Origin of the sequence: Parasphingopyxis sp., assembly GCF_052168275.1 — a bacterium.
GTDB lineage: Bacteria > Pseudomonadota > Alphaproteobacteria > Sphingomonadales > Sphingomonadaceae > Parasphingopyxis.
Genome location: NZ_JBQLZM010000018.1, coordinates 1 through 16,911 on the forward strand (window position 1 = coordinate 1; position 16,911 = coordinate 16,911).

At 65.3% G+C, this 16,911-nt stretch carries 20 protein-coding genes and 1 pseudogene; 10 read left to right on the forward strand and 11 right to left on the reverse strand.

Annotated features, from left to right (window positions below; all coding sequences use genetic code 11):
• From ACTS1X_RS01815 to queE, 5 genes and pseudogenes are all read left to right on the forward strand, one after another.
• Window positions 1–264, forward strand: a pseudogene (locus ACTS1X_RS01815) (ornithine carbamoyltransferase); the annotation flags it as partial.
• Window positions 261–1,157 (forward strand): Hsp33 family molecular chaperone HslO, encoded by an 897-nt coding sequence (hslO, locus tag ACTS1X_RS01820; protein ID WP_442612700.1) that lies wholly within the window; start codon window positions 261–263, stop codon window positions 1,155–1,157. The pseudogene ACTS1X_RS01815 and the gene hslO, both read left to right, overlap by 4 nt.
• Before the next feature lie 92 nt (window positions 1,158–1,249).
• Entirely contained in the window at window positions 1,250–1,657 is a 408-nt protein-coding gene (locus ACTS1X_RS01825; RefSeq protein WP_442612681.1) for a DUF3617 domain-containing protein, read from the forward strand.
• A gap of 191 nt (window positions 1,658–1,848) precedes the next feature.
• A complete protein-coding gene (gene queC, locus ACTS1X_RS01830) occupies window positions 1,849–2,541 on the forward strand; it encodes a 7-cyano-7-deazaguanine synthase QueC (protein ID WP_442612682.1) in 693 nt (230 codons plus the stop codon).
• The gene (queE, locus tag ACTS1X_RS01835) at window positions 2,538–3,170 is read left to right on the forward strand and encodes a 7-carboxy-7-deazaguanine synthase (protein WP_442612683.1); all 633 of its coding nucleotides are present in this window, start codon (window positions 2,538–2,540) and stop codon (window positions 3,168–3,170) included. Before queC ends, queE begins: the two co-directional genes overlap by 4 nt.
• Before the next feature lie 3 nt (window positions 3,171–3,173).
• On the opposite strand, the gene ACTS1X_RS01840 is transcribed toward queE, so the two are convergent.
• The 4 genes from ACTS1X_RS01840 to lipB form a co-directional block, all read right to left on the reverse strand.
• Window positions 3,174–5,237 (reverse strand): capsular polysaccharide biosynthesis protein, encoded by a 2,064-nt coding sequence (locus tag ACTS1X_RS01840; RefSeq protein WP_442612684.1) that lies wholly within the window; start codon window positions 5,235–5,237, stop codon window positions 3,174–3,176.
• Window positions 5,238–5,291: 54 nt separating this feature from the next.
• The gene (locus ACTS1X_RS01845; protein WP_442612685.1) at window positions 5,292–5,939 is read right to left on the reverse strand and encodes a hypothetical protein; all 648 of its coding nucleotides are present in this window, start codon (window positions 5,937–5,939) and stop codon (window positions 5,292–5,294) included.
• A gap of 108 nt (window positions 5,940–6,047) precedes the next feature.
• Window positions 6,048–6,407, reverse strand: a complete 360-nt coding sequence (locus ACTS1X_RS01850) for a hypothetical protein (RefSeq protein WP_442612686.1) — start codon at window positions 6,405–6,407, stop codon at window positions 6,048–6,050.
• Between the two features lie 74 nt (window positions 6,408–6,481).
• Window positions 6,482–7,141 (reverse strand): lipoyl(octanoyl) transferase LipB, encoded by a 660-nt coding sequence (gene lipB, locus ACTS1X_RS01855; RefSeq protein ID WP_442612687.1) that lies wholly within the window; start codon window positions 7,139–7,141, stop codon window positions 6,482–6,484.
• Window positions 7,142–7,216: 75 nt separating this feature from the next.
• Here lipB and ACTS1X_RS01860 point away from each other — a divergent pair, with 75 nt between their 5' ends.
• A complete protein-coding gene (locus ACTS1X_RS01860) occupies window positions 7,217–7,969 on the forward strand; it encodes a hypothetical protein (protein ID WP_442612688.1) in 753 nt (250 codons plus the stop codon).
• Here the strand turns inward: ACTS1X_RS01860 and ACTS1X_RS01865 are convergent.
• Genes ACTS1X_RS01865 through ACTS1X_RS01875 form a run of 3 tightly spaced genes read right to left on the reverse strand, consistent with a single transcriptional unit; the run spans window position 7,966 to window position 9,850 of the window.
• The gene (locus ACTS1X_RS01865) at window positions 7,966–8,553 is read right to left on the reverse strand and encodes a GNAT family N-acetyltransferase (protein WP_442612689.1); all 588 of its coding nucleotides are present in this window, start codon (window positions 8,551–8,553) and stop codon (window positions 7,966–7,968) included. The genes ACTS1X_RS01860 and ACTS1X_RS01865 overlap by 4 nt on opposite strands.
• Entirely contained in the window at window positions 8,550–9,404 is an 855-nt protein-coding gene (hemF, locus tag ACTS1X_RS01870) for an oxygen-dependent coproporphyrinogen oxidase (RefSeq protein ID WP_442612690.1), read from the reverse strand. Before hemF ends, ACTS1X_RS01865 begins: the two co-directional genes overlap by 4 nt.
• Window positions 9,401–9,850: a tRNA (cytidine(34)-2'-O)-methyltransferase gene (locus tag ACTS1X_RS01875; protein WP_442612691.1), complete on the reverse strand. Its 450-nt coding sequence runs from the start codon at window positions 9,848–9,850 to the stop codon at window positions 9,401–9,403. The genes hemF and ACTS1X_RS01875 overlap by 4 nt, the downstream gene beginning before the upstream one ends.
• Window positions 9,851–10,013: 163 nt before the next feature.
• Here ACTS1X_RS01875 and petA point away from each other — a divergent pair, with 163 nt between their 5' ends.
• The 4 genes from petA to ACTS1X_RS01895 are packed head-to-tail and all read left to right on the forward strand — an operon-like array spanning window position 10,014 to window position 13,274.
• The gene (gene petA, locus ACTS1X_RS01880) at window positions 10,014–10,586 is read left to right on the forward strand and encodes a ubiquinol-cytochrome c reductase iron-sulfur subunit (protein ID WP_442612692.1); all 573 of its coding nucleotides are present in this window, start codon (window positions 10,014–10,016) and stop codon (window positions 10,584–10,586) included.
• An 11-nt stretch (window positions 10,587–10,597) separates the two neighbouring features.
• Window positions 10,598–11,878 carry a cytochrome b gene (locus ACTS1X_RS01885; RefSeq protein ID WP_442612693.1) on the forward strand — a complete coding sequence of 427 codons (1,281 nt, stop codon included), beginning with the start codon at window positions 10,598–10,600 and terminating at the stop codon, window positions 11,876–11,878.
• Between the two features lie 13 nt (window positions 11,879–11,891).
• On the forward strand, window positions 11,892–12,722 hold the full coding sequence (locus tag ACTS1X_RS01890) for a cytochrome c1 (RefSeq protein WP_442612694.1): 831 nt from the start codon (window positions 11,892–11,894) through the stop codon (window positions 12,720–12,722).
• 3 nt (window positions 12,723–12,725) lie between these two features.
• Window positions 12,726–13,274 carry an adenine phosphoribosyltransferase gene (locus ACTS1X_RS01895; protein ID WP_442612695.1) on the forward strand — a complete coding sequence of 183 codons (549 nt, stop codon included), beginning with the start codon at window positions 12,726–12,728 and terminating at the stop codon, window positions 13,272–13,274.
• Window positions 13,275–13,351: 77 nt separating this feature from the next.
• Here ACTS1X_RS01895 and ACTS1X_RS01900 read toward each other — a convergent pair whose 3' ends face one another.
• From ACTS1X_RS01900 to pth, 4 genes are read right to left on the reverse strand one after another with little or no spacing between them, the layout of a single operon-like run.
• Entirely contained in the window at window positions 13,352–13,804 is a 453-nt protein-coding gene (locus ACTS1X_RS01900; RefSeq protein WP_442612696.1) for a MaoC family dehydratase, read from the reverse strand.
• Between the two features lie 47 nt (window positions 13,805–13,851).
• Window positions 13,852–14,952: a redox-regulated ATPase YchF gene (gene ychF, locus ACTS1X_RS01905; protein ID WP_442612697.1), complete on the reverse strand. Its 1,101-nt coding sequence runs from the start codon at window positions 14,950–14,952 to the stop codon at window positions 13,852–13,854.
• A 43-nt stretch (window positions 14,953–14,995) separates the two neighbouring features.
• Window positions 14,996–16,003 (reverse strand): SDR family NAD(P)-dependent oxidoreductase, encoded by a 1,008-nt coding sequence (locus ACTS1X_RS01910; RefSeq protein ID WP_442612698.1) that lies wholly within the window; start codon window positions 16,001–16,003, stop codon window positions 14,996–14,998.
• Between the two features lie 49 nt (window positions 16,004–16,052).
• The gene (gene pth, locus ACTS1X_RS01915) at window positions 16,053–16,622 is read right to left on the reverse strand and encodes an aminoacyl-tRNA hydrolase (RefSeq protein ID WP_442612699.1); all 570 of its coding nucleotides are present in this window, start codon (window positions 16,620–16,622) and stop codon (window positions 16,053–16,055) included.
• Window positions 16,623–16,911 lie beyond the last annotated feature (289 nt).

A 16,911-nucleotide genomic window follows, 5' to 3' on the forward strand; every position in this document is an offset into this window, starting at 1 on the left:
CTCGTCACCGACACCTGGATTTCGATGGGGCAGAAGGGCGGCGACGCCAAGCTCGCGGCGCTCGAACCGTTTCAGGTCACCGAGAACATCATGGCGGCCGCGAAGGACGACGCCATTTTCCTCCATTGCCTGCCCGCGCATCGCGGCGAGGAAGTGACGGCGGACGTCATCGACGGTCCGCAATCGGCAATCTGGGACGAAGCGGAAAACCGCCTCCACGCCCAGAAGGCGATCCTGCGCTGGTGTTTCGGCCTGATCGGATGACCGAAACGCGGATGGACAGTTCGCTCGGCTTCTCGATTCCCGGGCGCAACGCGCGCGGGCGAGTCGTGCGCGTCGGGCCGGTGCTGGATGAGGTGCTCGATGCCCATGCCTATCCCGATCCATTGGCGCAGCTGCTCGGCGAGGCGCTCGTCCTGGCCGCGCTGTTCGGGTCGACGCTCAAGGACGCGGGCGGCCAGCTGACGATCCAGGCGCAGACGCAGAGCGGCGTCGTCGAACTGCTGGTCGCCGATTACAAGGGCGGCGAGCTGCGCGGCTATGTCCGTCACGATGCCGAGCGCCTCGCCATGGCGCCGGCGGATCCGTCGCTCTTCGCCCTGTTCGGCCAGGGCTATCTCGCCATCACCTTCGACCAGGCGGTGACCGGCGAACGCTATCAGGGCATCGTCCCGCTGGAAGGCGGATCGTTGGCCGAGGCGGCCGAACATTATTTCGTCCAGTCCGAACAGATTCCGAGCCTTTTGCGCATCGCCGTTTCGAAAGGGGCGGACGGGCGATGGATCGCCGGCGGCCTGCTGCTCCAGCATCTGGCGGAAGGCGAGGAGGGGCGCGAACGGCTCCATGTCCGTCTCGACCATCCCGAGTGGGAGCATGTGAAGACGCTCGGCGAAACTGTGACCCCCGACGAACTCGCCGATCCCGAACTGGAGCTCGAGGCCGTCGTCTGGCGGCTGTTTCACGACGAGGGCGAAATCCGCGTGTTGCCGGCGATGCCGCTCGGCAAGGGATGCCGTTGCGATCCGGTCCATATCCGCCAGGTCGTCGGCCAGTTCAGCGCCGGCGAACATGCCGACATGGCCGACGCGGACGGGGTGATTCGCGTGAACTGCGAGTTCTGCGCGAAGAGCTTTCCGATCGAAGTGACTGAACTGTAGGTGAAAAAACCGGGTTTCAGGGCCGGTTCACCTTATTTTTGCTACAAATCGGCCCAGATGGCGGGCTATCGCCATCTGCTATGGGAGTGCACATGCGCGATATCACCCGACTGAAGCCGGCCCTGTTGGGCGCGGCGGCCATGGTCCTGCTCGCGACGCCCGGTGCCGCGCAGGCGCCGGCGGCGCTGTCGGGCCTGCAGACCGGTATCTGGGAGCTGCGCGATCTCGGCCGGTCGGGCCGGACGCCGCAGCATATCTGCGTGCGCAATCCCGAGCGGCTGCTCCAGGTTCGCCATTCCGGCCGCGCCTGTCCGCGCCGCATCCTGAGCCAGGACAGCGATTCGGTCACCGCGCGCTACGATTGTTCGGGCGCGGGCTGGGGCCAGACGACCGTTTCCGCGGAAACGCCGCGACTGGCACGGATCGACACCCAGGGCATTCACGACGGCAGCCCGTTTCACCATGTGTACGAGGCCCGCCGCACGGGCGCCTGCTCCTGAGGTTTGGCGCCGCGCCGCCGGGCGTTAACCACCCGTTTACCATCTTCGTTTAATCCTAGGCGCGTGTCTTTCATGGGGCACACTTTCCTCCCTAACGGGCCGTTTCGCCCGGAACTGGCCGCCCTTCCGGGCGGTCTTTTATTTCCGGCAGAACTTGCGCAGGGGCGGATCGAGGCATAGCTGCGTCGCCGATGGCTGAAGATAGCGAAAAATATGCGGTCCTGCTCCTGTCGGGCGGGCTCGATTCGATGGTTACGGGCGGGCTGGCGCGTGAAGCCGGCTACCGGCTGTTCGCGCTCACCGTCGACTATAATCAGCGCCACCGGATCGAGCTGGAAGCGGCCGCCACTGTCGCCGCCGCGCTCGACGTCGATCGGCATATCGTGCTGCCGCTCGATCTTTCGCAGTTCGGCGGTTCGGCGCTGACCGCCGATATCGACGTCCCCAAGACCGGCGTCGGCGACGATATTCCGGTCACCTATGTGCCGGCGCGCAACACGATCTTCCTCGCGCTCTGCCTGGGCTGGGCCGAGGCGGCGGGCGCGCGCGACATCTTCATCGGCGTCAACGCGCTCGACTATTCGGGTTATCCGGACTGCCGGCCCGATTTCATCCGCAGTTTCGAGACGATGGCGAACCTCGCGACCAAGGCCGGCGTCGAAGGCGATCGCTTCGCCGTCCGCACCCCGCTGCTCGCCATGAGCAAGGCCGATATCGCCGCCGAGGCCGCACGGCTCGGGCTCGATGCCGGGATGAGCTGGTCCTGCTACGATCCGACGCCCGATGGCCGGCATTGCGGCCTGTGCGACAGCTGCCGGCTGCGCGCCAAGGGGTTCGCCGAGGCCGGACTTGAGGACCCGACGATCTACGCGGAAAAACCGTGAGCTACGCCGTCAAGGAAATGTTCCTGACGCTGCAGGGGGAGGGGATGCAGGCCGGGCGCCGCGCCGTGTTCCTCCGCTTCGCCGGCTGCAATCTCTGGACGGGCCGGGAACAGGACCGCGCGACCGCGGTGTGCCGATTCTGCGATACCGATTTCGTCGGGACCGACGGCGAGAACGGCGCGCGCTACGCCGATGCCGATGCGGTCGCGGCGAAAGCGGGCGAGCTGTGGGGCGCGGATCGCGCCCATGCCTATATCGTCTGCACGGGCGGCGAGCCCCTGCTCCAGCTCGATGCCGCGCTGATCGACGCGCTGCATGGCGCGGGCTTCGAGATTGCGGTGGAAACCAACGGCACGCTTCCCGCGCCCGCGGGCATCGACTGGCTCTGCGTCAGCCCGAAGGCCGGCAGCGAAGTCGTCCAGCGATCCGGCGACGAGCTGAAGCTGGTCTGGCCGCAGGACGGCATCGATCCGGCCGAACTGGCCGGATGGGACTTCGCCCATTTCCTGATCCAGCCCATGGATTGCGACGAGGGCGAGGCGGCCATGGCGGCGGCGATGGACTATGTCCGCGCGCATCCCGAATGGCGGCTGACCCTGCAGACCCACAAGATGCTCGGCATTCCGTAGACCCTAATATTGGACGGGCTTGGCGCCGCTGAGACTGTTCCAGAGCGCGCGCAGCCAGCGCAGCCTCTTGTGGCCGGGATCGGGCGCGTCGTCGGCGAGCCAGTCCACTATCTCCTCGGGCGTGCACGGCAGGCGCGTCGGCGGATGGATATAGCGCGGATAGAGGATCAGCGTACCCGCGACGAGCATGTCGAGCGAGAGGGTGCGGTTGCGCCGTTCGAAGGAGAGCCGATCCTCGGTCAGTCCCCAGCCGGCATAGAAGGGGCCGCCATAGGTCAGCACCGTCCTGTCGCGCATCAGCGCCTCGAACCCGGCGAGCGAGGTCATCGTCGCCAGCGTGTCGCAGGCCGCGATACAGGTATCGATATTGGCGTGGCGGACGATCTGGTCGGCCAGCGCCTTGCACCGCTCCAGCGGGATGCGGCCGGTCCGGTTGCCCGTCTCGACATCGGGATGCGGCTTATAGACGATGAACGCGTCGGGATGATCGGCGCGCACCGCCTCGAGCAGGCCGAGATTCGTCCGGATATCCGCCGTGCCCCGTTCGATCGAGCGATCGTCCTCGACCTGGCCGACGACGAGGATGGCGCGGCGGCCACCCGGCGGATCGATTGCGACATCGCCGCCGACATTATATTTGCTGATCTTCGCCGATACGAGTTTCTCGCGCAGCCGCACGGCGCGATCCAGCAGTTCCGGCGTGAATGTGGCGCTTTCGAGAATGGTCTCCAGCCGGGAGCTGCCGTGCCGGTCGAAATACATGCCGCGATCGTCGATCACGATGGAGGCGGGAAGGTGGAAATCGGAACCGAGCCCGCGCGAGCGGAGAAATCCGTCTTCCATCCGCCAGACCGGCGCCCGGCCATGGTCGAGCTGGTCGCGCTTCGCCGGATCTTCCTTGCCCGACCAGATGAGAATGCGGCCGTCATGCGCTTCCGCATCCCGTTGAGCGCTGCCGACCGAGCCGTGAAAACGGATCCTGTTGCGCGGGCCGGCCAGCATGTTGCGGACCGCCGCGCGTTTCCAGGGGGTGAAGCCGACCGCCGCGAAATGCCCGGCATTGCGGTCCGCGATCCGCCGCCAGTCGCGCAGCCGGTCGATCGTCGCTTCCAGGGTCGTCGGCGCACCGCTGATCGGGTCGACATAGCGCGAATAGAGGAGATAGGCGGCGGCGAATATTTCCTCGACGGACCGGCGCGCGGTCCGTCGCTCGCAACGGATCTGGTCCTGCGTTGCGCCCCAGCCGGCATAGAAGGGCATGCCGAAACAGCGCACGGGCTTGCCGAGCATCAGCGCCTCGAACCCCATCAGGCTCGTCACGCAATAGACGGAATCGACCTCGGCCAGGATATCGGCGGCGCGTGCCTCGCTGTCGAGCAGGGTGACGCCGTCGAGCGCATCGCCCGGGATGCACCCTTTCTTGAGACCGGCGGCGACCGCCGGATGACGGCGCACGATGATCTCGGCGCCGTGTTCATCGCGCCTGGCCGCATCCAGCATCTCGGCGAAGCGCCCGGTATCGGCGAGCCCGCCCGCGATCGAAACGTCGCCAAAGGTCTGGTCGACGACCAGCACGCGCCGCTTGTCGGTCGACGGCAGGAGCCGCCGATCGAAGTGCGGCGCGGCGTTCGTCTTGCTCAGTCCATGTTCCGCGATGCGCCGCATCGCTTCGCGCGCGCGTGACAACAGTTCAGGGGTCTGCCAGCCCCCGTCCTCGAGCAGTTGTTCGATGCGCGAGGGCGAGCGCGCGTCGTAATAGATGCCGATATCGTCGGCGATCAGGCTGAGTGGCGGCGCGCCGGCCTCACCCAGCCCGATCGAGCGCAGGAACCCGTCTTCGAGCGCGATATAGGGCAGCGCCTGGTGTTCGGCGATCGCGCGCGCGCGCTTCGCGGTCGGCTTGTAGCCCCAGCCGGCCACCGCGTCGCTGTCGGTACGGGGCGAGCGGCGCCGGTCGATCCGGTCGACCTCGGGCAGGAACGCTGCGAGATGGCGGATGCCGGCGACGCCGCGCCCTGGCACGAGCAGATGGCGGGCGGCAATGCGGTGATGGACGGGGTCAGGCATCGCGGCCGGGATGCAAGCCCCCGGCGATTTTGGCAAGGCTATGAATCGGCGCTCTTAACAGCGGCGCGTATTGTAGCTGGTGCTCCGCCAGCAGCTCTCTTCGAGCCGCAGCAGCGGCGGCACGGGCACGGGCTGGTGATAGGGCATCGTCGCGTCGGCATAGGATACCAGGCTGTTGCGCATCTGGCGCATGCGGTTCTGCGCGGTAACGTGGAGCTGGCCCTTGGGCCGGGCGAGCGCGTCGCGCGCCGTTTCGGCGGCGGCATGGCAGAAGCTGCGCTGCGATCCGACCCGCACATAGCTCTGGTACATGGTCGTGGTATATTCATCCATCGTCGCCTGCCACTGGCGTCCGGCCGTCCGCCGGAAATAGCTTTTGAGGCCTTCATAGGCGTCGTTCAATTCGTCTGCATGATGGGTGAGAATGGCGTTGTAATTGTCGACCGACATGACCGAGGGCCAGAACTGGCAGTTGAGCGCCGCTACGTTGAGGCTCGACCGCAGGTTCCAGACGAGGTTCGCGCGGATATCGGCCGGCTGGCCGCCGGTCATCGTCGGGACGAACAGGCCGGGCTCGGCGCCGGTGACCGGCTGGCCCTCGTGTTCGGGCGGATAGAAGAAAATCTGGGCGGAGGCGGGGGCGGATATCGCGGCCCCCAGCATGGCGGCCGTCCCGGCCAGCGCGGCACCGATCTTACGCATTGTCACTCTCCCTCACTCGTGTTCTTACTATAGCAAGCCGTCGCTGGTGTAAGCCGGTCCGGCTCGGTTGGTCGCCGGCCGGACTCGGCCCGGCGCGCGGCCGCGTGCCTATTCGCCGCCATCCCCGTCGCCGGCCGCATCGTCTTCGGCGGCGGGCGCGGCTTCGGGTTCGTCCGCCGGCAGATTCGCCGGCTCCGGACCGCCGGCCTCGTCTGCCGGGCCGGACGGCCTCGGTTCCGCACTGTCGGCGGGCATCCGGCTTTCCATGCCCATCGCTTCCTCGGCGCCGATCGTTCCGTCGATCAGCGTCGTGTCGTTGATCGTGCCGTCGCCTTCGCCGGGGTCGACATCGGTGACCGCGGTATCCTCGTCGGTCGTCGCGGTGTCCGTGCCGCCGCCGCAGGCGGCCAAGGCCAGCGTCGCCAGGACGGCCGTCGAACCCCCGAAAATTTTCGTCGAAATGCGCATCACTGCCTCCTCGTTAACCAACCCGATAGCGCCCTCGATTCGGCGCCACAAGCTTATCCATCGGCCCGCGGCGATCAACCGTTTATCGGCGGCGATTCCAAGGCCTTGAGGAAATCCGCGAATCGATCGCGGATCGCCGTGTCGACCGCGCCCATATCGGCCGTCTTGCCGAGCCGCGCCAGGCTGGTGACCGGATATTCGGCGATCCCGCAGGGTACGATCCCGTCGAAATGCGCAAGATCGGGCGCGACGTTGAGCGCGAATCCGTGGAAACTGACCCAGCGGCGGATGCGGACGCCGATCGCGCCGATCTTGGCCTCGGCATCGCCGTCGTCCGTCCAGATGCCGATCCGGCCCTCGGCGCGCCGCGCGGCGACGCCGAGATCGGCGAGACTCGCGATCGTCCAGCCTTCGAGCGAATGGACGAAATGGCGAACGTCGCGCCCGCGCCGGGACAGGTCCAGCATGACATAGACGATCCGCTGGCCCGGCCCGTGATAGGTGTACCGGCCGCCGCGGCCGGCCGTGTAGACCGGGAAGCGGTCGGCGCTGAGCAACTCCCGGGGATCGGCGCTCGTCCCGGCCGTGTAGAGCGGCGGGTGTTCGAGCAGCCAGATGCACTCGCGCCTGTCGCCACTCCGGATCGCGGCCGCGCGCTCCTCCATTTCGGCCAGCGCTTCGGGATAGTCCGTCAGGCCGGGCGAAACGCGCCATTCGATATCGTCGGTGTCCATTGCCGACTAGATGTGCGGGAAGGGAGGGGCGATCAAGGGCTTGTGCCGCCGATCATCACGCCGCATGAAGGCGCCATGGCTGACACACTCCGATTTTCGCCCAGCGCCGGCTGGGACGAGGTCCGGCAATTGCTGGGCCGCGAAATGCAGTTGCTCGTCGCGATTGCGGGCGTCTTCTTCCTGCTTCCCGGACTGGCGCTGTCCTTCATCCTTCCGCCGATCGCGGATGTTTCCAGCATCGGGGCGATCGTGGCGGCGATCCAGCCCTATCTACCGCTGATCATTCTGGTGAGTCTGGTGCAGATGGTGGGACAGCTCGCGATCTGGACGCTGGTCATGGCGTCGGACCGTCCGACGGTCGGCGAGGCGATCAAGGCGGCGCTGCTGTTCCTGCCCTTCTATTTCCTGATCAACATCCTCACCAACCTGATCGTCGGCGCGGGCCTCGTCCTGTTCATCGTCCCGGGCCTGTATCTCGCATCCCGGCTTGCTCCGGTCGGCGCGATCGCGATCAACGAGGCGATCCGCAATCCGTTGACCGCCATCCAGCGCAGTTTCGCGGTGACCAAGGGCAACGCCATGCCGATCTTCGCCTTTCTGCTGATCGTGGGGATCGTCTTCCTGCTGATCTCCGTCGCCGTGTCGTTCGTGTTCGGCACGGTCTTCGCGATCGCCGGGCTCGAAATGGCGCCGGGCGGCACCGGCACGGCGCTGCTCGCGTTCGTTACGGGGATCGTCTCCGCGGCCGGGACGACGGTCTTCGCGCTGATGCAGGTCGCGATCTACCGTCAGCTGACGGGCGCCGGCACGCCCGAGGTTTTCGCCTAGCCTTCCAGTATCGGCACATGCGGCGCGCAATCGCGCGGCAGGATCCCGGCGAGGCGCGGATCGGGGAAGGTCTCGACCGCCCGTCCGCGCGGCACGAACCCCATCTTCCGGTAGAAGGCGAGCGCGTTCGGGTGATCGAGCGTGCAGGTATGGAGATGGACCCGGTCGACGCCCGGCTGCCAGGCCAGCGTCAGGGTCTGCATCATCAGCCAGCGGCCATATCCCTTGCCTGCAAGCTCCGGCACCAGCCCGAAAAACTGGATTTCGCATTGTCCCGGCTCACGGAAATCGAGTTCGATCATGCCGACCTCGATACCGCGCAGATCCTCGACGGCGTGGAACCGGATGTCGGGTTGATTGATGACGGCGTCGAGCGCCACATCCTCCATCACGAGCCGCGAATACCAGAGCCAGGGCGCGCCGACCCGCTCGAACAACAGCCGGTATTTGGCAAGGTCGACGGGCTGCCAGCGGTTGAGACGCAGTGGAGAGGAGGGCAGCGGCGCCGGCTTCGGTGGTTCGCGCATGTCGAGATAGGTCACCACCTCGGCCACATGGCCGGGCGGTATCCCGATCAGCTTCATTTCCATATCGCGCGGGGCGGCAGACTCATCAGGATCGCATCGATATTGCCGCCGGTCTTCAGCCCGAACAGCGTGCCGCGGTCGTAGACGAGATTGAACTCGGCGTAGCGACCCCGCCATTCGAGCATCCGTTCTTCCTCTTCGTCGGTGAATTCCTCGGCCATCCGCTTGCGGACGAGTGCGGGAAAGGCTTTCAGGAAAGCGTCGCCGACATGGTCGACAAAGGCGAGGTGCGCATTGAAAGCGTCGTCGCCGTCGATCTCCAGATGATCGAAAAATATGCCGCCGACGCCGCGTGCGACATTGCGGTGCGGGATCCAGAAATAGTCGTCGGCCCATTTGGAGAATCGTTCGTAATCACCGGGCTCGTGCGCGTCGCACGCCTTGAACAGCTCGGCATGGAAGAAATCGGTGTCCTCCTTGTAGGGGATCGGCGGGTTGAGGTCCGCACCGCCGCCGAACCAGCGTTTGGTCGTGTTGAGGAAGCGCAGGTTCATGTGCACGGCGGGGACGTGCGGATTGGCCATATGCGCGACGAGGCTGATTCCCGTTGCGAAGAATCGCGGATCGGTTTCCGCGCCATGGATCGTTTTCGAGAATTCCTCGCTGAACTGGCCGGCCACGGTCGAGACGTTGACGCCCGCCTTTTCGAATATCTTGCCCTTGATCAGCCCCTGGACGCCGCCGCCGCCCGGCGCCCCGGTTTCGTCCGGCCGTTCCCACGGGGTGTAGACGAATTTCGCGTCGCTCCCGGCTTCGGCCTCGATCGCCTCATATTCGGCGCAGATCCGGTCGCGCAGTTTCTCGAAAGCCGCGCGCGCGGCCTTCTGCTGGGCGTCGAGTGCGATCATCGGGGCCATTCTCCGGTTTGTCTCAGGGCTTCGCCGAGAGCGATGCCCGTTGCAATGGCGACATTCAAGGAACGAAATCCAGCCCGCATCGGAATGCGGATCCGCACCGCGGCGGCATCATGGACATGATCGGGCACGCCCGCGCTTTCGGATCCCGCCAGCAGCACATCGCCCGCGGCGAATCGCGCCTCCGGAAGCGGCGTATCGCCGGCCACGGTGAGGAGCACGATCCGGCCCGGCCGCGACTCGCTGAACGCGGCCCAGTCGGCATGGCGATTCACTCGGGCTGCCGCCGCATAGTCCATCCCCGCCCGCTTCAACCTGCGGTCCGAAAAGGGAAAACCGCACGGTTCGATGATGTCGACCTGTACACCGAGACAGGTGGAAGTGCGCAATATCGTTCCCACATTTCCTGCGATATCGGGCTGGTACAGGGCAATTCGCATGCCCCGTTCATTGGCATCGGACGGGCAGAGTCACAAGCCGGTCAAAAACGCTGTTGGCAAATGGCCCTCAGGGCGGCTATCAGGCGCGCCAAGAAGCCGCTGGGGCAGGGGCTGCGGCCCGTTCACTTGTCCCGATGTCCGATGAACCATGAAGGCCCGAGGAATGGCGACAGAAGACCATGTAGCGCAACCGGCGAGCGAACAGCCCGAAGAGGGAGGCGTGCGCCGGCGCGATTTTCTCAACATTGCCGCGGTAAGCGTTGCCGGTGTCGGCGGCGTGATCGCGATCCTGCCGCTGGTGAACCAGATGAACCCGTCCGCCGACGTGCTGGCGCTGGCGTCGATCGACGTCGACCTGTCGGCCATCGAGCCGGGCCAGACGATCAAGACGAGCTGGCGCAAGCAGCCGCTGTTCATCCGCCATCTGACCGAAGCCGAAATCGAAGAGGCCCGCGCCGTCGACGTTTCGGAACTGCGCGATCCGCAAACGCTCGCAGAGCGCACGGCGGAAGGCTATGAGCAATGGCTGATCTCGCTCGCCGTCTGCACCCATCTGGGCTGTATTCCGCTCGGCGCCGCACCGGGCGAGAACAAGGGCGAATATGGGGGCTATTTCTGCCCGTGCCACGGTTCCCACTACGACACCGCCGGCCGCATCCGCAAAGGCCCGGCACCGACCAATCTTGTGGTGCCGGAATATGCGTTCACTTCCGACACAACCGTCACGATCGGGTAAGGCAGACTGACATGAGCTTCCCCTGGGCAGAACAGTATACCCCCAAATCCCCTTTCATGAAGTGGATGGACGAAAGGCTGCCGCTTCCGCGCCTCGTCTATAATTCCGTCGGCGCCGGCTATCCGGTACCGCGGAACCTCAACTATTTCTGGAATTTCGGCGTTCTGGCCGGCCTCGCGCTGGTGATCCAGATCGTCACCGGCGTCGTGCTCGCCATGCACTATGCGCCGAACAGCGAAATCGCCTTCGCCTCGGTCGAGCACATCATGCGCAACGTCAATTCCGGCTGGCTGATGCGCTATCTGCACGCGAACGGCGCGAGTTTCTTCTTCATCGTCGTCTACATCCATATTTTCCGCGGACTGTATTTCGGTTCGTACAAGGCGCCCCGCGAAATGGTGTGGCTGCTCGGTCTCGTCATCTTCCTCCTGATGATGGCGACCGCGTTCATGGGCTACGTCCTTCCCTGGGGTCAGATGAGCTTCTGGGGCGCGCAGGTCATCACCGGCCTGTTCGCGGCGATCCCGCTGGTCGGCGAGACGATCCAGCAATGGCTGCTCGGCGGTTTCGCGCCCGATAACGCCGCGCTCAACCGCTTTTTCTCGCTCCACTATCTGCTGCCCTTCGTGATCGCGGGTTGCGTGATCCTGCATATCTGGGCGCTGCATCTGCCCGGATCGAACAATCCGACCGGCATCGACGTGAAGGGGCCGCAGGATACGATCCCGTTCCATCCCTATTACACGGCGAAGGATGGCTTCGGTGCCGGTGTGTTCCTGATCCTGCTGGCGATCATGGTGTTCTTCGCGCCGAACTTCCTCGGCCATGCGGACAATTACATCGAGGCCAATCCGCTCTCGACGCCCGCGCATATCGTGCCCGAATGGTATTTCTGGCCCTTCTACGCGATCCTGCGCGCCTTCACCGTGGACTTCATCCTCCCGGCGAAGCTCTGGGGCGTGCTGGCGATGTTCGCATCGATCCTGCTGCTCTTCTTCCTGCCCTGGCTCGACAAGTCGCCGGTGCGTTCGGGCAAGTTCCGTCCGCGGTTCAAGATCTGGTTCTGGGTGCTGGTCGTCGATATCCTGGTGCTCGGCTATTGCGGCGGCGCGCCGGCCGAAGAGCCGTATGTGATGATCAGCCAGATCGCTTCGATGTACTATTTCGCACATTTCCTCATCATCCTGCCGTTGATTTCGCGGACGGAGCGGCCTCTGCCGCTGCCGAACTCGATCACCGAAGCGGTGCTCGGCAAGGATAAGAGCGCGGCGCAGCCCGCAGCGGCCGAATAAGGGGTTTCGAGACATGGTTCGCGTTATTGGATTTCTCGTCGGTCTCGGCTTTGTGGGCGTGCTGGCCTATTCGCTGATTATCGGCGCCATCGCCTTCGCCACCGAGGAAGAAGGCGGGCCAACGGCATATGACTATCATCACCATGCGAGAGACGTCAGCTTTCCGAGCGACGGCCCGCTGGGCCATTTCGACCGGCAGCAGCTGCAGCGCGGCTTCCAGGTTTTCCGCGAGGTGTGCGCCGCCTGTCACAGCCTGGAATATGTCTCCTTCCGCAACCTGACCGATCTCGGCTTCACCGAGGCCGAAGTCGACGCCATCGCCGATCAGTGGCCGATCCAGGTCCCGACCGTGGACGAAAATACCGGCGAGGATACGACCCGCAGCGCGGTTGCCGCCGATCACTTCCCGCTGGTCTATGCCAATGAAGTCGCCGGCCGGGCCGCGAACAACAACGCCTATCCGCCCGACCTTTCGCTGATCACGAAGGCGCGCGAAGAGGGCGCGGCCTATCTCTACTCGCTGCTCGTCGGCTACGAAGACCCGCCCGCGGATCTGCCGGACGAACTGCAGCCGGGCGTCGGGCTCTACTACAACCCGTATTTCCCGAACCTCAATCTCGCCATGCCGCCGCCGCTGTTCGCCGACCAGCTGACCTATGCCGACGGCACAGAAGCGACAGTCGAGCAGATGGCGTACGACGTCACGGCCTTCCTGATCTGGACGGCGGAGCCGAAGATGGAAGAACGCAAGGCGACCGGCTGGGCGGTCCTGATCTTCCTGATCTTCCTCACGACGCTCGCCTTCCTCGCCTACAAGAATATCTGGCGCGACCAGAAGCACTAGGCGATGGACGGCGGGGCTGAACGCAACGCCGATCTGAAGGCGCTGGTCCGAACGATCCCCGACTTTCCCAAGCCGGGAATCCAGTTCCGCGATATCACGACCTTGCTGCTCGATCCGGCGGGATTCGCCACGTCGGTCGAGCGGCTCGCCGCCATGGCCGACGGACCGATCGACGCGGTCGCCGGGGTCGAGGCGCGGGGCTTCGTGTTCGGCGCTGCGCTGGCGCGCGAAATGGGCGCGGGCCTCGTGCTCGTGCGCAAGCGCGGCAAGCTTCCCGGCAAGACCCTGACCGAGGATTATGCGCTCGAATATGGCAGCGACAGCCTCGAGATGCATCACGACGCCATCCCGCAGGGTGCGCGCATCCTGCTCGTCGACGACCTGCTTGCGACCGGCGGTACCGCGCTTGCCGCGGTCAGGCTGTTGAGGGGAGCGGGCGCCACGGTCGGCCAGTCGCTGTTCGTGATCGACCTGCCGGATCTCGGCGGCGGCGCGAAGCTGCGCGAAGCCGGCGTGTCCGTCGAATCGCTGGTCGAATTCGAGGGCGACTAGGCCTTATTTACCGTCATTGCTTCGCTGCGCGCGATGACGGCGCGTCAGGCGCAGCGGCAAACCCGGTTTACCAAAGGCTATTCTTCGCCCGGCCGCCGCCGGATCAGGCCGATCGAGACAAAGGACATGACCGGCTCGTCCTGCTGGTTGAAAACGGTCGTCCGACCGCGATAGGAGCCCATGTCCGGGCGGCTCCTCGACGGGGTCTTGTCCAGGATTTCGCTCTCGCAGCGGAGTACGTCGCCCGGAAAAACCGGCCGGAACCAACGCAATTCGTCGACTCCTGCGCCGCCCAGACCCGCCTGCCGATTGCTTTCCATGTTATCCGCGATCATCCGCATCGCCATTGCGCAGGTGTGCCAGCCGCTCGCGGCGATCTTGCCGAAATGGGTTTTCGCCGCTGCCTCGTCGTCGAGATGAAAAGGCTGGGGGTCGTATTTGGACGCGAAATCGATGACTTCTTCGCGCGTGACTTCATAGCGGCCGAAAGCCGATTTCGCGCCGGGCTCGATATCTTCGAAATAGATCATACAAGCGATTGTATCAGAGCATTACGTTTACGCAAACGTAAACTTGCTCAGACGTTGAACTTGAACAGCATCACATCGCCGTCGGCGACCGTGTAGTCCTTGCCTTCCTGGCGCAGCTTGCCGGCGTCGCGCGCGCCGCTTTCGCCGTTGCAGGCGACATAATCGTCGAACGCGATGGTCTCGGCGCGGATGAAGCCGCGTTCGAAATCGGTATGGATAACGCCGGCCGCCTGGGGCGCCTTGGCGTTGCGCGCGACGGTCCAGGCGCGCGTTTCCTTGGGGCCGGCGGTGAAGAAGGTGATCAGGTCGAGCAGCTGGTAGCCGGCGCGGATGACGCGGGCGAGGCCGGTTTCCTCGAGTCCCAGATCGGCCAGGAACTCGGGCCGGTCTTCGGGATCCATGGTGACGATTTCCGCCTCGATCGCCGCCGATATGACGACCGCTTCCGCGCCTTCGGCCTTCGCCTTCTCGAAGACGCGGGCGCTGTGCGCGTTGCCGGCTGCCGCCGAGGCCTCGTCGACATTGCAGACATAGAGCACGGGCTTCGCTGTCAGCAGCTGGGCCTCGCGAAACAGCCGCGCTTCCTCCTCGTCCTTGGGCTCGGTCAGCCGCGCCGGTTTGCCGTCCTTGAGCAGGTCGAGCGCCTGTCCGAGCACCGAGGCGATCGCCTTGGCCTGCTTGTCGCCGCCGGTTGCGCGGCGCTTCGCGTTCTCGACTCGCTTTTCGACCGATTCGAGATCGGCGAGCAGCAGCTCGGTCTCCACCGTCTCGGCATCGGCGATCGGATCGATCCGGTTCTCGACATGCTGGATGTCGTCATCCTCGAAACAGCGCAGGACATGGACGCTCGCGTCGACCTCGCGGATATTGGCGAGGAACTGGTTGCCGAGCCCTTCGCCCTTGGACGCGCCTTTGACGAGCCCGGCGATATCGACGAACTCGAGCTGCGTTTCGATCTTCTGCGCCGATCCGGCGATCTCCGCGATCCGGTCGATCCGCGGATCGGGCACCGCGACCTTCCCGACATTGGGCTCGATCGTGCAGAAGGGATAATTGGCCGCCTGCGCCGCCTGCGTCTCGGTGAGCGCGTTGAAGAGGGTCGACTTGCCGACATTGGGCAGGCCGACAATACCGCATTTGAAACCCATGATTGTCTTTCGGTTTGTTCGACTGTCGGGCAGCCAGATAGGCTCAATCGAGAACCGATTCCACCCACGGCGCGAATTGGCTGCCGCCATACATGGCCAGCTGGGTTTCGCGCGCGACGCGGTTGATCTCCTCCTGCGGAATGCGGCGCGGATGGACGGCGCGGCGCAGCGGCCGGGTGCCCGGCGGCATCGCGATGATCTCCGCGATCGCCCGCGGGATATCCATCGGATCGGTGTCGCTCCCGCCGCCGGTCCGCATCGCATTCTGGACGAAGGCGAGATAGGCCGCTTCCTCCGCCTCGCTCAGCCGGTCCAGCAGCTGTTCGGTATAGCGGTTGGAGTTGCGCCAGATCTCGGTCGGGTAGCCGCCGGGCTGGATGATCGTGACCTCCACGCCATGCGGCACCAGCTCATAGGCCATCTGCTCGCTCATCGCCTCGACGGCGAATTTGGTCGCGCAATAATGGCCGTAGCCGATGGCGATGACCCGGCCGAGCTGCGAGGAGACGTTGAAGATCTGGCCCGAGCCGCGCGCCCGCATGCCCGGCAGCACGGCCCGCGCCATGCGCTGATAGCCGAACACATTGGTGTCGAAGATCAGCTGGGTCGCCTCCATGTCCTGCAGCTCGACGGTCAGCCCGTTACCGATCCCCGCATTGTTGACGAGGACGTCGACCATGCCGCCATCCAGCTCCCGTTCGACCGACGCGATGGCATCGGCGATTTCATGGTCGAGCAGGACGTCGAGCCGGATCACGGCGAGGTCGAGATTTTCCTCCTCGGCGATCCGCATCAGCTCTTCCGCTTCGGGTCGCGGCGTGTTGCGCATCGTCGCGAAGACCTTCGCGCCGGCCCGTGCATAGTGGAGCGCGCCGAGATAGCCGAAGCCGGATGAGCAGCCGGTGATCAGGACCGACTTGCCGGAAAGATCAGGGGTTGCGGCCTCCGCGGCGCCGGATTGCGCGTTCGACTGGGCGCAGGCCGGCATCGCGGAAAGGGCGGCAACGGCGGCGGTCCCGGCGAGCAGATGGCGGCGGCTGATGGAAGGCATGGGGATTCTCCTGCGGTTACGGGAAGCCTAACAGAAACCGATCGCGGCCTCACCCCTGCAATCGCAGCGCCACCTCGTTCAGGAACCGCGCATCGTCGCCCTTGGCGAGCCATTCGGCCTCGGCGGCGATCGCGCCGAGCAGGTCGGTCAGCGGTTCGATCTCGGCCTTGGAATAATTGCCGAGCACATGACGGGTGACGCGCGCCTTGTCGCCCGGATGGCCGATGCCGATGCGGACACGCCGGAAATCGTTGCCGATATGCGCATCGGTCGAGCGGATCCCGTTATGCCCGGCCGTCCCGCCGCCCCGTTTCACCCGGATCTTGAACGGTTCGAGATCGAGCTCGTCGTAGAACACGGTCACGTCCTCGGGATCGAGCTTGTAGAAGCGCATCGCCTCGCCGATCGACTGGCCGGATTTGTTCATGTAGGTGGCGGGCTTCAGCAGCAGGATCTTCTCGCCGCCGATCCGGCCTTCCTGCGTCCAGCCCTGGAAGCGCGTGCGGACGCTGTCGAAGCCATGCACTTCGGCGATCGCGTCGGCCGCCATGAAGCCGACATTGTGCCGCTGCATGCTGTGCTCCGCGCCCGGATTGCCGAGGCCCACCCATAATTGCATGATCTATGCGCTGCCTTTCCGCGAGTGCCGTGCCGCCCAAAAAGAAAACCGGCCTGTTCGATAGAACAAGCCGGTCTTCCTATCCACCATGTGCGGAAAAAGCGGGGGAGGGGACTTAGCTGTCCTCGCCGCCTTCGCCGTCCTCGCCATCGCCCTGTGCGGTGGTCGGGACTTCGTCGGCTGCCACTTCTTCGCCGTCTTCACCCTCTTCGCCTTCCGCGGCTTCGCTGTCGGCGCGCTTGAGCGCGGACGGCGCCACGACGCCGGCGATGGTGAAGTCGCGATCGTC